Annotated in this window: 14 protein-coding genes; 13 read left to right on the top strand and 1 reads right to left on the bottom strand. The window is 63.8% G+C overall.

Annotated features, from left to right (window positions below):
* Positions 1–143 precede the first annotated feature (143 nt).
* The 13 genes from ccoN (at position 144) to VF673_RS08665 (ending at position 12,088) form a co-directional block, all read left to right on the top strand.
* The gene (ccoN, locus tag VF673_RS08725; protein ID WP_440291633.1) at positions 144–1,571 is read left to right on the top strand and encodes a cytochrome-c oxidase, cbb3-type subunit I; all 1,428 of its coding nucleotides are present in this window, start codon (positions 144–146) and stop codon (positions 1,569–1,571) included.
* Positions 1,572–1,583: 12 nt separating this feature from the next.
* Positions 1,584–2,195 (top strand): cytochrome-c oxidase, cbb3-type subunit II, encoded by a 612-nt coding sequence (gene ccoO, locus VF673_RS08720; RefSeq protein WP_440291632.1) that lies wholly within the window; start codon positions 1,584–1,586, stop codon positions 2,193–2,195.
* Between the two features lie 6 nt (positions 2,196–2,201).
* A complete protein-coding gene (locus tag VF673_RS08715; protein WP_090537547.1) occupies positions 2,202–2,393 on the top strand; it encodes a cbb3-type cytochrome oxidase subunit 3 in 192 nt (63 codons plus the stop codon).
* The gene (ccoP, locus tag VF673_RS08710; RefSeq protein ID WP_090537549.1) at positions 2,386–3,273 is read left to right on the top strand and encodes a cytochrome-c oxidase, cbb3-type subunit III; all 888 of its coding nucleotides are present in this window, start codon (positions 2,386–2,388) and stop codon (positions 3,271–3,273) included. Before VF673_RS08715 ends, ccoP begins: the two co-directional genes overlap by 8 nt.
* Before the next feature lie 138 nt (positions 3,274–3,411).
* The gene (gene ccoG, locus VF673_RS08705; protein WP_090537551.1) at positions 3,412–4,824 is read left to right on the top strand and encodes a cytochrome c oxidase accessory protein CcoG; all 1,413 of its coding nucleotides are present in this window, start codon (positions 3,412–3,414) and stop codon (positions 4,822–4,824) included.
* A gap of 4 nt (positions 4,825–4,828) precedes the next feature.
* Positions 4,829–5,344, top strand: a complete 516-nt coding sequence (locus tag VF673_RS08700; RefSeq protein WP_090537553.1) for a FixH family protein — start codon at positions 4,829–4,831, stop codon at positions 5,342–5,344.
* 4 nt (positions 5,345–5,348) lie between these two features.
* Positions 5,349–7,802, top strand: a complete 2,454-nt coding sequence (locus VF673_RS08695; protein WP_440291631.1) for a heavy metal translocating P-type ATPase — start codon at positions 5,349–5,351, stop codon at positions 7,800–7,802.
* Complete coding sequence (gene ccoS, locus VF673_RS08690) at positions 7,799–8,017, top strand: cbb3-type cytochrome oxidase assembly protein CcoS (protein WP_440291630.1); 219 nt, start codon at positions 7,799–7,801, stop codon at positions 8,015–8,017. Before VF673_RS08695 ends, ccoS begins: the two co-directional genes overlap by 4 nt.
* A gap of 2 nt (positions 8,018–8,019) precedes the next feature.
* Positions 8,020–8,739, top strand: coding sequence for a sulfite exporter TauE/SafE family protein (locus VF673_RS08685; protein ID WP_440291629.1), 720 nt, complete (start codon positions 8,020–8,022; stop codon positions 8,737–8,739).
* A gap of 91 nt (positions 8,740–8,830) precedes the next feature.
* Complete coding sequence (fnr, locus tag VF673_RS08680; RefSeq protein ID WP_440291628.1) at positions 8,831–9,559, top strand: fumarate/nitrate reduction transcriptional regulator Fnr; 729 nt, start codon at positions 8,831–8,833, stop codon at positions 9,557–9,559.
* Between the two features lie 20 nt (positions 9,560–9,579).
* Positions 9,580–10,125, top strand: a complete 546-nt coding sequence (locus VF673_RS08675) for an adenine phosphoribosyltransferase (protein WP_440291627.1) — start codon at positions 9,580–9,582, stop codon at positions 10,123–10,125.
* Positions 10,126–10,129: 4 nt separating this feature from the next.
* On the top strand, positions 10,130–11,323 hold the full coding sequence (locus VF673_RS08670) for an MFS transporter (RefSeq protein ID WP_440291626.1): 1,194 nt from the start codon (positions 10,130–10,132) through the stop codon (positions 11,321–11,323).
* Positions 11,324–11,443: 120 nt separating this feature from the next.
* Positions 11,444–12,088 carry a response regulator gene (locus VF673_RS08665; protein WP_090537565.1) on the top strand — a complete coding sequence of 215 codons (645 nt, stop codon included), beginning with the start codon at positions 11,444–11,446 and terminating at the stop codon, positions 12,086–12,088.
* Here VF673_RS08665 and VF673_RS08660 read toward each other — a convergent pair.
* Entirely contained in the window at positions 12,078–13,871 is a 1,794-nt protein-coding gene (locus tag VF673_RS08660; RefSeq protein ID WP_440291625.1) for a hybrid sensor histidine kinase/response regulator, read from the bottom strand. The two genes, VF673_RS08665 and VF673_RS08660, sit on opposite strands and share 11 nt — an antisense overlap.
* Positions 13,872–14,019 lie beyond the last annotated feature (148 nt).

Here is a 14,019-nt window from a genome sequence, read left to right as displayed (position 1 = left end):
CCTGCCTTTCGGGCAGGCTCCGTCTGAACTCCCCCCGGGCCGGCCATTACATTGACATGTGTCATTGCAATCAGTGGGGGCTTTTCCCATACTGCGGCCGCTTTGACCCCCTTTAACCTTTGCTATCCGTGGGAATCTCTCGCATGAGCACAGCTACCACTCCGACAGCCTATAACTACAAGGTGGTACGTCAGTTCGCCGTCATGACGGTGGTCTGGGGTATCATCGGTATGGCTCTGGGCGTCTTTCTGGCTGCACAGCTGGTTTGGCCCGCCCTCAACTTCGATCTGCCCTGGACCAGCTTCGGACGCCTGCGTCCGCTGCACACCAACGCAGTGATCTTCGCCTTCGGCGGTTGTGCCCTGATGGGTACATCCTTCTATGTCGTGCAGCGCACGAGCCAGACCCGCCTGTTCTCCGACAGTCTTGCCTCCTTCGTGTTCTGGGGCTGGCAGGCCGTCATCGTGGCTGCTGTCATCACCCTGCCCCTGGGTCTGACCAGCACCAAGGAGTACGCCGAGCTGGAATGGCCGATCGACCTGCTGATCACCGCTGTCTGGGTGGCCTATGCCGTGGTCTTCTTCGGCACCGTCATGAAGCGCAAGATGAAGCACATCTACGTGGCCAACTGGTTCTACGGCGCCTTCATCATCACCATTGCGGTGCTGCACATCGTCAACAACATGGCGATGCCGGTCAGCCTGTTCAAGTCCTACTCCATGTACGCCGGTGCCACCGACGCCATGGTCCAGTGGTGGTACGGTCACAACGCTGTGGGCTTCTTCCTGACCGCAGGCTTCCTCGGCATGATGTACTACTTCGTGCCCAAGCAGACCGAGCGTCCGGTTTACTCCTACCGCCTGTCCATCGTGCACTTCTGGGCACTGATCGGTCTGTACATCTGGGCCGGCCCGCACCACCTGCACTACACCGCGCTGCCTGACTGGGCTCAGACCTTGGGCATGGTGATGTCGCTGATCCTGCTGGCTCCGAGCTGGGGCGGCATGATCAACGGGATGATGACCCTGTCCGGCGCCTGGCACAAACTGCGCACCGACCCCATCCTGCGCTTCCTGGTGGTAGCTCTGGCCTTCTACGGCATGTCCACCTTCGAAGGTCCGATGATGGCCATCAAGACCGTGAACGCCCTGTCGCACTACACCGACTGGACCATTGGCCACGTACACGCCGGCGCTCTGGGCTGGGTTGCCATGATCTCCATCGGTGCGGTCTACCACATGCTGCCCAAGGCCTTCGGTCGCGAGCAGATGCACAGCATCGGCCTGATCAACGCCCACTTCTGGCTGGCTACCATCGGTACCGTGCTGTACATCGTATCCATGTGGGTCAACGGTATTACCCAGGGCCTGATGTGGCGCGCAGTCAACGTGGACGGCACCCTCACCTACTCCTTCGTCGAGGCACTGGAAGCCAGCCACCCGGGTTATATCGTCCGCATGATCGGTGGCCTGTTCTTCGTGATCGGCATGCTGCTGATGGGCTACAACTCCTGGCGCACCATCCGTGCCTCCAAGCCGGCTGAAGCCCAAGCTGCCGCCCAGATCGCCTGAGGATTATGATCGATGAAACGACACGAGCTAGTTGAAAAGAACATAGGCCTGATGATCGTGCTGATCGTGGTTGCGATCAGCTTCGGCGGCCTGACCCAGATCGTTCCGCTGTTCTTCCAGGATGAGACCACCCAGCCGGTCGAGGGCCTGCGCCCCTACACCGCGGTGGAGCTGGAAGGCCGTGACATCTATATCCGCGAAGGCTGCGTCAGCTGCCACTCGCAGATGATCCGTCCGTTCCGTTCGGAAACCGAGCGTTACGGTCACTACTCCGTTGCCGGTGAAAGCGTCTGGGAACACCCCTTCCTGTGGGGCTCCAAGCGTACCGGTCCGGATCTGGCCCGCGTTGGCGAGCGTTACTCCGACGACTGGCACCGCGCTCACCTGATCAACCCGCGTGACGTGGTGCCCGAGTCCAAGATGCCTGCCTACCCCTGGCTGCAGGAGAACGTGCTGGACGGCAAGCACACTGCCCGCAAGATGGAAGTGATGCGCAAGCTGGGCGTTCCCTATACCGATGAAGATATTGCAGGTGCCCGTGAGGCTGTTCGCGGCGTGAGCGAGATTGACGCCCTGATTGCCTACCTGCAGCACCTCGGTACCGTCATCTCAGACCGCCGGTAAGTAAACATGGACATCAACACTCTCCGCGGCATAGCCACCATCTTCGCGATGGTGGCCTTTATCGGCATCGTGATATGGGCTTACAGCGCCTACAAGAAGAAGGACTTCGATGAGGCAGCCCAGCTTCCCTTCGCCGACGACGATAAAGACCAGCTAACGCGCGAGCAGAAAGATACCCGGAGTAAAGAAAATGAGTAATTTCTGGAGCTGGTACATCATTGTACTTACCGTTGTCTTCCTGGTGCTGATCACCTGGCTGCTGTTTGCCACGCGCAAGGGCCAGAAGCCGGACCAGACCACCCAGACCATGGGCCATGCCTATGACGGCATCGAAGAGTATGACAACCCCCTGCCCCGCTGGTGGTTCATGCTGTTCGTCGCCACCCTGGTGTTCACTGTCATCTACCTGATCCTGTATCCGGGCATGGGCAAGTTCCCCGGCGTGCTGGGCTGGACCCAGGTAAATCAGTACGAGCGTGAAGTAGAGCGCGCCGAAGCCCGCTTCGAGCCGATCTACGCCAAGTACCGCGACATGTCGATTGCCGACGTGGCACGTGATGAAGAGGCTCGCCGCATCGGTCAGCGCCTGTTCGCTACCAACTGCTCGGTTTGCCACGGTTCGGACGCTCGGGGCGCCTTCGGCTTCCCCGACCTGACCGACAATGACTGGCTGTGGGGCGGTGAGCCCGAGCAGATCCTGACCACCCTGCGTCAGGGCCGTCAGGCGACCATGGCCGCCTGGCTGCCGGTGATCGGTGAAGACGGCGTACGCGCCACTGCCGCCTATGTCCGCAGCCTGTCCGGGCTGGAGACTGAAGGTGCCGATCTGGAGCGCGGCAAGCAGATCTTTGCTACCAACTGCGTGGCCTGTCACGGTCCCGAGGGCAAGGGCAACCACCTGCTGGGTGCTCCCAATCTGACCGATGATGTCTGGCTGTACGGCTCCAGCACCATGCAGGTCGAGCACACCATCCGTGCCGGTCGTAACGGCAACATGCCCTCCCAGGCCCACCTGGGTGACGACAAGCTGCACATGCTGGCGGCCTACGTCTACAGCCTCTCGCTGGAAGACAAGTAACAGCCACGCGACCCCCTGTCGCATGGTCTACTCCGCCCGGTCGGGATATCCTGACCGGGCGGAGCCCGTTTTGGGCCCCTCGATCCTGACCTGCCATGGCCAGACTCACCCTCCTTCATAATCAAATGGCAGCCTGATATGAGCGATAAGATTCCCGTCAAAGATGTCACCACCGACAAGAATGAAGGCATAGACCTGTATTCCAAGCGTGAGGCTATTCACACGCGGTCATACAAGGGCTTCTTCAAGAACATCCGTCTGGCTGGTGTGGCGTTCCTGTTTCTGCTGTTCTTTGGCACCGCCTGGCTGAATGTGGGTGATCGTCAGGCGGTCCTGTGGGATCTGCCGGCCCGCCAGTTCCACATCTTCGGCGCAACCTTCCAGCCCCAGGACTTCTTCCTGCTGTCCTTCCTGCTGATCATCTGCGCTTTCGGCCTGTTCTTCATCACCACCTTCGCCGGCCGTATCTGGTGCGGTTACACCTGCCCGCAGACCGTCTGGACCTGGATCTTCATGTGGGCCGAGCGGGTGACCGAGGGCGAGCGCAACGCCCGCATCAAGCTGGACGCCGCGCCCATGAGCGCCAACAAGCTGCTGCGCCGCAGCGCCAAGCACGCCCTGTGGCTGGCCGTCTCGCTGGCCACGGCACTGACCTTCGTCGGCTATTTCACCCCGATCCGCGGCCTGGTGGTGGACCTGTTCACCTTGAACCTGAACCCCTGGGCGGCCTTCTGGCTGTTCTTCTTCACCGCGGCGACCTACATCAACGCGGGCTGGCTGCGCGAACAGGTGTGCTTCTACATGTGCCCCTACGCGCGCTTCCAGAGCGTGATGTTCGACAAGGACACCATGGTGGTGACCTACGATTACAACCGCGGCGAAGCCCGGGGTCCGCGCAAGAAAGGGGTGGATCCGGCCGAGCTGGGTCTGGGTGACTGCATCGACTGCACCATGTGCGTGCAGGTCTGCCCCACCGGCATCGACATCCGTGACGGTCTGCAGTTCGAATGCATCCAGTGCGCCGCCTGTATCGATGCCTGTGACGAGGTCATGGACAAGATGGGTTACGAGCGGGGGCTGATCCGCTATACCACCGAACACAACATGGCCGGGCAGAAGACCCGTGTCCTGCGTCCGCGCCTGATCGGCTACGGGGCGGCGCTGGCCATCATGATCGGCATGTTCATCGTCACCCTGAGCAATATGGCCCAGGTCGCCCTGGACGTGCAGCGTGACCGAAATGTCCTGTATCGGGAAGCCCGTGGCGGCAACATCGAAAACGTGTACATAATCAAGGTCATGAACAAGGGCCAGGAGCCGCGCACCTTCAACCTGTCGGTGGAGGGCCATCCGCAGCTCAGCCTGGAAATGCAGGCCAGTCGCCTGACCGTCGAGCCCAGCAGCCTGCTGCAGGTGCCGGTCAACGTCCAGCTGGCTCCCGAATACATGCAGGGCACCAACATGCCCATCACCTTCGTTGTAACCGCGGTTGATGATGAGGGCATATCGGCCCGTTCCGAAAGCCGCTTCATGGGCCCGACCCTGAGGTAAAGCAATGCAGCAACAAAACGGTATTCCACCCTGGTACAAGCAGTTCTGGCCCTGGTTCCTGATCGGCATTCTGGTGTTTGCCGTGGTGATCGGGCTGGGGCTGGTCTACGTATCGCTGCTCAACCCCGACAGCATGGTACGTGACAACTACTACAAGGAAGGCCGTGCCATCAACATGCACATGGGACGGGACCACCGGGCCCGGGATCTGAACCTGTCCGCCAGCTTCAGCATCGATGACGTCACCGGCGGGATCAGTCTGGAGCTGGACGGCGATCTCGATCCGCTGCCGCCCCGACTGCTGCTGGATATCATGTCGCCGACCCATGCCGAACGCGACCGCAGCGTCGAGCTGCGCCAGCTCTCCGGCAACCAGTATGCCGGCGAGCTGGAGTTCACCATCCAGGGTCGCCACTACATCGACCTGAGCGACCCCGCCCTGCCGGGGGAGGACGGCTGGAGGCTGACCGGCGAAGTGATTCTGGAAATGGGTCAGCAACACCAGCTTGATTCCCGCTGAGTCCATGAACCAACCTCTGCCCTGCTACCACTGTGGCGAGCCGGTTCCTGCCGGCTCGACCTGGCAGGTAAGCATTCTCGGCGCACCCCGCGCCATGTGCTGCCCCGGTTGCGAAGCGGTCGCCCAGGCCATCGTCAGCGGTGGACTGGAGTCCTACTACAGCCACCGGACCGAGCATTCGGTCAATCCCGAAGCCCTGCCCCGGGCCCTGCAGGACGAACTCGAGCTGCTCGACCGCAGCGAGGTGCAACAGCGCTATGTACGCAGTGATGGCGATCAGCAGCAGATCCAGCTGCTGATCGAAGGCATCAGCTGTGCGGCCTGCGGCTGGCTCATCGAACGGCGCCTCAAGCAGATGCCCGGTGTCCGGGAAGCCAGCCTCAATCTGGGCAACAACCGGCTCAACCTGAGCTGGGATACCAACCGCAGCAAGCTGTCGAGCCTGCTCGCCGAGATCCGCCGCATCGGCTATATCGGTCATCCCTACGAACCGGACCGGGCCAGCGCCCAGATCGCCGCTGAAAACCGCCGCCACCTGCGCCGACTCGGTCTCGCCGGGCTGATGTTCATGCAGGTGATGATGGCCACCATGGCCCTGTGGGACGGCTTCAACCAGGACATGACCCCGGAAATGGCGGCCACCCTGCGCTGGGCGGCGCTGCTGATGACCACCCCGGTGGTGCTCTACAGCTGCACACCCTTCTTCCGCGGCGCCTGGCGCGACCTGAAGAACCGCCAGCTGACCATGGATGTGTCGGTGTCCCTGGCCATTGGCGCCACCTATGTCGCCGGCATCTGGACCACCCTGACCGGGCGCGGCGAGATCTATTTCGACTCGGTGGTGATGTTCGCCTTCTTCCTGCTGGCCGGGCGCTACCTGGAACGCCGGGCGCGTCAGCGCACCGTGGAAAGTACTGCTCGCCTGGTCAACCTGCTGCCCCCCAGCACCCTGAGGGTGACCGTCGACGGCGGCACCGAGCGCATCCTGCTCGAAGAGGTACGTGAAGGCGATCTGCTGGAGGTCAAGCCGGGCGAGAGCATCCCCGCCGACGGCACCATAGTCCAGGGCGTCAGCAGCATCGACGAATCCGCCCTGTCCGGCGAGTATCTGCCGCTGGCCAAGCGGGCCGGGGACCGGGTCACTGCCGGCACCCTCAACGTGGAAGGCCCCCTGCAGATCCGCGTCAGCGCCATCGGCGAGCAGACCCGACTGTCGGCCATAGTACGGCTGCTGGAACGCGCCCAGTCGGAGAAGCCCCGACTGGCGCGCCTGGCCGACCGCGTGGCCCAGTATTTCCTGCTGATAGTGCTGCTGGCCGTGGTCATGGTCGGCGCCGCCTGGTGGTGGCTGGAGGGCGGTGAGCGGGCGTTCTGGATCATCATCGCCATGCTGGTTGCCGCCTGCCCCTGCGCCCTGTCCCTGGCCACCCCGACGGCCCTGACCACCGCCACCGGCAGTCTGCACAAGCTGGGCCTGCTGGTCACCCGTGGCCACGTGCTGGAAGTGCTGAACCACATCGACACCGTGATCCTGGACAAGACCGGCACCCTGACCGAGGGGCGCATGACGCTGGAGCGCGTCGAGCCCTTCCCCGGGCAGGATGCGGATCAGGCATTGCAGCACGCACGCATGATCGAGTCCTGCTCCGAACACCCCATAGCGCGGGCCTTCGGCCGCAGTGCCCAGCAGGCCGAGGAAGTCACCAACCACCCGGGCCTGGGCCTGCAGGGCCGCTGCGACGGGCGTCTGCTGCGCATCGGCAAACCCGGCTTCGTCGCCGAACTGGGTAGCTGGGCAGCGCCGGCGGTACCGAACGACGCCGGACAGTGGCTGCTGCTGGGCGACCAGACCGGCCCCATCGCCTGGTTCGTGCTCAACGATCGCCTGCGCAGCGATGCCGGTGCCCTGATCGATGCTCTGAAACGCCGGGGCATGCGCGTGGTGCTGCTGTCCGGCGACCATGCCCCGGTGGTGGAGCGCATGGCCGCCGAGCTGGGCATCAGCGAGGCCATCGGCAACGCCACGCCGTCGGACAAGCTGGCCTTCGTGCAGCAACAGCAGAACCGCGGAGCCCGGGTGCTGATGCTGGGCGATGGAGTCAACGACGTGCCGGTACTGGCCAGCGCCGATATCTCGGTGGCCATGGGTGATGCCTCGGATCTGGCCAAGACCAGCGCCGATGCGGTGCTGCTCAGCAGCCACCTGCAGGTCCTCGACGAAACCTTCGATGTGGCCCGGCGTACCCGGCGGGTCATGGTGCAGAACCTGTTCTGGGCCAGCGCCTATAATTTCGGGGTACTGCCGCTGGCCGCCCTCGGCCTGATCGGCCCCGCCCTGGCCGCCGCCGGCATGTCCGCCAGCTCGCTGCTGGTGGTCCTGAACGCCCTGCGACTGGCTCGCCTGCGCCGCCGTCGGCATCAGGCCACCGGCCCCACGTTACAGGAGCAGACAGCATGACCGTACTCTACATTCTCGTGCCCGTTGCCATAGTTCTGGTGGGCATTGCCATTCTGGTGTTCAACTGGGCGGTCAACAGCGGCCAGTACGACGACCTCGACGGCCCGGCCCACAGCATCCTGTTCGATGACGAGGAGCCGCTGCCCCCGTCGGACGAGCCGGCCGATCCCGAGGCGACCATCCCCCGCCGCAACCCGCCGGACGAACCGCGCTGACGATGGAACTGATTCCGCTCTTCTTCACCGCCCTGGCTCTGGGCCTGCTCGGCGGCGGTCATTGTATCGGCATGTGCGGTGGCCTCATGGGCGCGCTGACCATGGCCATTCCCGCGCAGCAGCGCCGCGGCTGGCCCCTGTGGCGGGTCCTGCTGGGCTATAACCTGGGCCGCATCACCAGCTACAGCATCGCCGGCGCCCTGCTCGGGAGTATCGGTTGGTTGATTCAGGATCTGGGACTGGGTCCTCTGCTGCGCACCCTGGCCGGTCTGCTGATGATTGCCATGGGGCTGTATCTGGCCAACTGGTGGTCCGGCCTGACCCGCCTGGAGCGGCTGGGGCGTGGGCTGTGGAAGCATATCGAGCCCATGGCACGCCGACTGCTGCCGGTCACCCGAATGCCCCAGGCGGTGCTGCTGGGTGCGCTCTGGGGCTGGCTGCCCTGCGGGCTGGTCTACAGCACTCTGGTCTGGGCCAGCAGCCAGGGCCAGGCAGGGCTGTCCGCCGCACTTATGGCGACCTTCGGCCTGGGCACTCTACCGACGCTGATGGCGACCGGCCTGCTGGCCCATCGTCTGACCACCCTGCTGCGGCGCCGTGCGGTGCGGATAGCCGCTGCCGTGCTAATCATCCTGTTCGGCGTGTGGACCATTCCCGGCCCCCATACCGCCTGGCTGGCAGGCGGCCTTCACGCGTCCACCGGCTCGCATCTGGCGCACTGAGCCGGCAGGAGTGTTAGAATGATTTTTCATTCAGCCCTCGAGCGTGCGCCAGGGAGCCGGTCACGCCGTCGCCATGAGGATCCTAGTCACGATGTCCAATGCCACAAACCTGCTTCAGCGTGAAGCCCATTGCAAGGACTGCAGTCTGGCGTGCATGTGTCTGCCGATCTCCCTGCATGCCGATGAGATCGACGCGCTGGACCGCATCGTCAAGCGTGGTCGCCCGCTGCGCAAGGGCGATGTCCTGTTCCGTCAGGGCGACGAGTTCTGCTCCATCTTTGCCCTGCGCAGCGGGGCCATCAAGACCTATGGTCTGTCCGATGAGGGCGATGAGCAGATCACCGGCTTCCACCTGGCCGGTGAGCTGATCGGCATGTCCGGCATGGACACCGAGCGTTACACTGTTACCGCAGTGGCGCTGGAAACCACCTCGGTCTGCGAGATTCCCTTCGACAATCTGGATGAACTGACGGCCGTGCTGCCGCAGCTGCGCAAACAGCTGATGCGCCTGATGAGCCGCGAGCTGCGCGAGGATCAGGAAATGATGCTGCTGCTGTCGCGCAAGAATGCCGATCAGCGCATAGCCACCCTGCTGATCAACCTGTCCGCCCGCTTCCGTGCGCGGGGCTATTCGGCCCGCGCCTTCCGCCTGGCCATGTCGCGTAACGAGATCGGCAACTACCTGGGCCTGGCGGTGGAAACCGTGTCCCGCGTATTCACCCGTTTTCAGCAGCAGGGCCTGATCACCGCCGAGGGCAAGCAGATCGAGATCCTCGACTATATTCAGCTCTGTGCGCTGGCCGGTGGCCAGACCGAGTAAACAGACCAGGAACACAACCCATGATTTTTGACGAGTTCACGATCAAATCCCTGATTCGCCCGGTACCGGGCTTTCCCCGGGACGGCGTGACCTTTCGTGACATCACCCCCCTGTACCAGTCTCCCCGGGCTGTACGCATGGTCACCGACAGCCTGATCCAGCGCTACGTCGAATCGCCGGTCACTCATATCGGCGCCATCGATGCCCGCGGTTTCCTGCTCGGGTCCGTGCTGGCCTACGAGCTGAACAAGCCTCTGGTGCTGTTCCGCAAGGCCGGCAAGCTCCCCGCCGACTGCGTCAGCGCCGCCTACAGCACCGAGTACGGCGAGGCACGCATCGAAGTGCATCGCGATGCCCTCACCGAAGGCGCCCAGGTGCTGCTGGTGGATGACCTGATCGCCACCGGTGGTACTTTCCTCGCCGCCGCGCAGCTGGTGGACCAGCTCGGTGCGCAGGTCTACGAGGCCGCTGCCATTATCGACCTGCCGGATCTGGGCGGGAGCCGCCTGATCCAGGACGCAGGGATCGCCACCTTCACCCTGTGCGCCTTCGAAGAGAACGAATGAACTGATGTCCGGCGAGCCACCCGCCCCGGAGCTGATTGCCCGGGGCACGCCTGCTTTCCGGCGTGCCAGCCTGGGCCTGGTGCTGGCCTCGCTGGTGATCTTCGGCAATCTCTACGCGATACACCCGCTGCTGCCACTGATTGCCGAGCAGTATCAGGTCAGCACCCTGCGGGCCAGTAATGCCTTCACCCTCACCAGCCTCACGCTGGGGCTCTCTCTGCTGATACTGGGCCCGCTGTCGGATGCCTTCGGTCGCCGGGCACCGCTGATCATCGGCATGGCCTGCACCAGCGTGCTGACCCTGTGCATCGCCTTCAGCGACAGTTTCACCACCCTGCTGTGGCTGCGGGCACTGCTGGGCATTGCGCTGGGTGTATTGCCCGCCACCGCCATCGCCTATCTCGGCGACAGCATGCAGCGCGGTGCGCTGATCAGCGCCGTGGGGCTGTACATCGGCGGCAACACCGTGGGCGGCGCCGGCGGGCGCCTGCTGGGCGGCTTCATCGCCGATCATGTCAGCCTCGACGCGGTGTTCCTGATCATCGGCGCCTCCAGTCTGCTGTGCACTCTGGTGGTTCTCGTGCTGCTGCCACCGGCCCGGGGCTTCAGTGCCCAGCCCCTGTCCCTCAGTGGCACGCTGCGCAACTTCGCCAGCCACCTCGGCAACCGGGCGCTGCTGCCGGCCTATCTGGTCGGCGGGCTCAACTTCATGGTGTTCATCAACCTGTACACCTTCGTCACCTTCCGCCTAAGCGGGGAGCCCTGGCAGCTGGGCGCCAGCAGCCTGGGCATGCTGTTTCTCACCTATCTGGCCGGCACCTTCTCCTCCAGTCTGTCCGGCCGCGTGGGCGCCGAGCGCGCGACCCTCGGCATGGCCACGGGCATACTGATCTTTGCCCTGGGCTGCCTGGTGACCCTGACCAGTCCGCTGTGGCTGATCATCGGTGGCCTGCTGCTCAACTCCTTCGGCTTCTTCCTGACCCACTCCCTGGCCAACAGCTGGATCAACCAGAACGCCACCCACGCCAAGGCGAGCGCCTCATCGCTGTATTCGGTGTTCTACTATCTGGGCGCCGCAGTGGGGATCTACTATCTCGCCCCCTTCTGGAGACTGGCCGGATGGCCCGCCGTGGTCGCTGGCAGCCTGCTGGTCCTGGTGGTCAACCTGGCGCTGACCGGCTACCTGCGGCGCCGATAACTGGACGTCACCGGCTGCCTTACTTAATATCGACTGTCATAACAAACAGGGAACCCTGCGCAATGACGTACAGGGCTCACAGAGACATCCTGTCAGAGGATGCAACAGTAGGAAACCGGCATGCCCATAGCTACCCTGCCCCCCGATACCCGCCTGTTGCTGATCGATGATCACCAGATCTACCTGGACGGCCTGACACTGACTCTCAACAGTCTCTGCCAGGGTATCACCCTCGATCACGCGCGTACCGCCGGCGAAGCCATGGAACAGGTCTCTCGTCACACCTATGACCTGATACTGCTGGATCTGCATCTGCCAGACGGCAACGGGCTGCATCTGCTGGAAAAACTGCATGCGGTGGACCCGCTGACACCGGTAGCCATCCTTACCGGCAGCAACAACCCCAGTGATATGGACGCAGCTCTCAAGCGCGGAGCCGCCGGGTTCATCAGCAAGACCGCTGACGGACCCACCCTGATCAACGCCGCCCTGCGGCTGCTGTTCGGCGAGCAGGTGCTGATCGCCGACGAGACCCAGATGCAGGATCGACGAGCGCTGGCCCGGGACATGGGCATCACGCCGCGCCAGCTGGAAATACTCGACCTGCTGGCCGAAGGACTGCCCAACAAGGTCATCTGCCAGCGCCTGTCGCTGTCCGAGGACACGGTCAAGACCCATCTGAAGGCGGTCTTCGCGGCCCTGGGCTGCCACAACCGCACCGAATGTGTGAACACCGCGCGCCGGCACGGGCTGATCAGCAGCTGACCGGGCTCAGCAGCCCCTGAACCGCCCGGCGCAGGCGCGCCGGCAGCACCGGCTTGTAGATCACCATCACGTCCGCCTGACGCGCGGCGTCCTCGAGGTCATTGCTGGTGTCGGCGGTAATCAGCGCCGTAGCGCCATCGTACATCCCCTGTTCACGCAGACTGATGATCAGCTCGAGTCCACTGGTCGGCCCCTCCAGGTGGTAGTCGGACAGCAGCAGGTCGGTTCCCGCGATACCTTCGACACCCAGCGCCAGCACGCTCTGCGCATCGGCATGACTGGTCACCGTAAGGCCCCAGTGACGCAGCAGCGTTTCCATCGCCTCGCGGTTGACCAGATCGTTCTCCACCAGCAGAACGCGCCCATGCAGCGGCGTGCCGTTTGCGGTCGGTACGGCCGCAGGTTCGGGATACCACTCGCCGAGGGGTACCCGGACCCAGAAGGTGGCACCCTGCCCCGGCTCGGACTCGACGCCGGAGGGATACTCCAGCAGATGCTGCAGCTGACGGCAGATGGACAGCCCCAGGCCCACCCCCTTCTCCAGGGTGCGGGCCGGATTGCGCAGCTGGGTGAACTCTTCGAATATGCGCTGCTGATCCTCGCGGCTGAGGCCGCAACCATCATCCACCACCTCGATACGGGCCTGCTCCTCGGCTTCACTGACGCGCACCAGTACCTTGCGGGCTCCGGAGTGCACCAGGGCATTGGTCAGGTAGTTGCGCACCAGCCGCTCCAGCAGCACAGGGTCGGTGAATACGGCGCTGCGGGGCGGGCATTGGAGGCTGATCTCGATGCCGCTCTCAGCGGCCGCGCTGTCCAGACTGCCGATAAGGCGCCGCAACCAGTCGTGCAGGTTCAGGTGCCGCAGCTGCGGCCGCACCATGCCCACCGACAGCCGGGAGATGTCCAGCAGCGAGTTGAGCATGGCCTGCAGCAGTTGTGATGATTCGGCCAGGCGCCCCAGGGTCCGGCGCGCCTCCGCCTCCTGGACCTTCTCCTGCAGATGCTCGATGAACAGGGACATGGCATGCAGCGGCTGGCGCAGGTCATGGCTGGCCGTGGCCAGAAAGCGTGTCTTGCCCTGGCTTTCCCGCTCGGCCCGCAGGCGCGCCGCCTGCAGCAGCTGCTCATTCAGATAGCCGCGGCGCAGCATGTACTCGGAGGCGTAGGCGACAATGCTGCCCATCAGGGTGAAACTGCCCAGATACAGGCTGCTGGTGAGGATGAGCTCCCGGGGCGTGCCGATCAGCACCTCTCCGGTCAGATAGCAGCCCAGAATGAGCCAGGAGCAGAGCACCGAATGGCGCGCCGGCAGGCCCAGCAGAAAGGTGCCCGACAGCAGCACCAGATACAGACCGTCATGGGTGACGGGCACCACCAGCGGCTGCGTACGGCACAGCAGGATGATCATCGCCACCATGGCCCCTACGCAGAAGTAGGCCAGGGTCGCCATCTTGAACGCCAGAGGCACCGCTACCCGTCCGGGCCGGTTGACGAACCACAGGGAGAAGCAGACCAGCACCAGCACCAGACTGCGCAGCGGTATGCTGATCTGGTGTATTTCCGGCGGCAGGTAGCGGTAGTCCACCCAGAAGAACAGCAGCATGAAGCCAAGGCTGGACAGGGTCACCGGCCACCGGCGTCCGCACATCTTGCGGTGCATGTAGTCCTGGAATCCGGTTTCGAGCGAAGAGCTGAAGCGCAGGCGTCCGAGACGGTGACGCTGGGCCAGCAGTGCCGGCTCGTCAAGCATCGCCTGGTTCAGGGCAGGAGTATCGATCATCTTGTTATTGTTCCTGTGTTCATCCGCTGCCTGAGAGCCTACGCCGATTCACCCGGGACGACCACCGGCAGGATAGCCCACGGTTGACCTCGTCCGGCGGGCTCTGCATGCTAGGGTTCATTCACAGCCAGTCAAATAACAACGGAGT

The sequence above is a fragment of the Halopseudomonas sp. Lyrl_26 genome, from assembly GCF_051948695.1.
GTDB lineage: Bacteria > Pseudomonadota > Gammaproteobacteria > Pseudomonadales > Pseudomonadaceae > Halopseudomonas > Halopseudomonas formosensis.
This window is presented reverse-complemented; position numbering and strand designations above follow the sequence as displayed.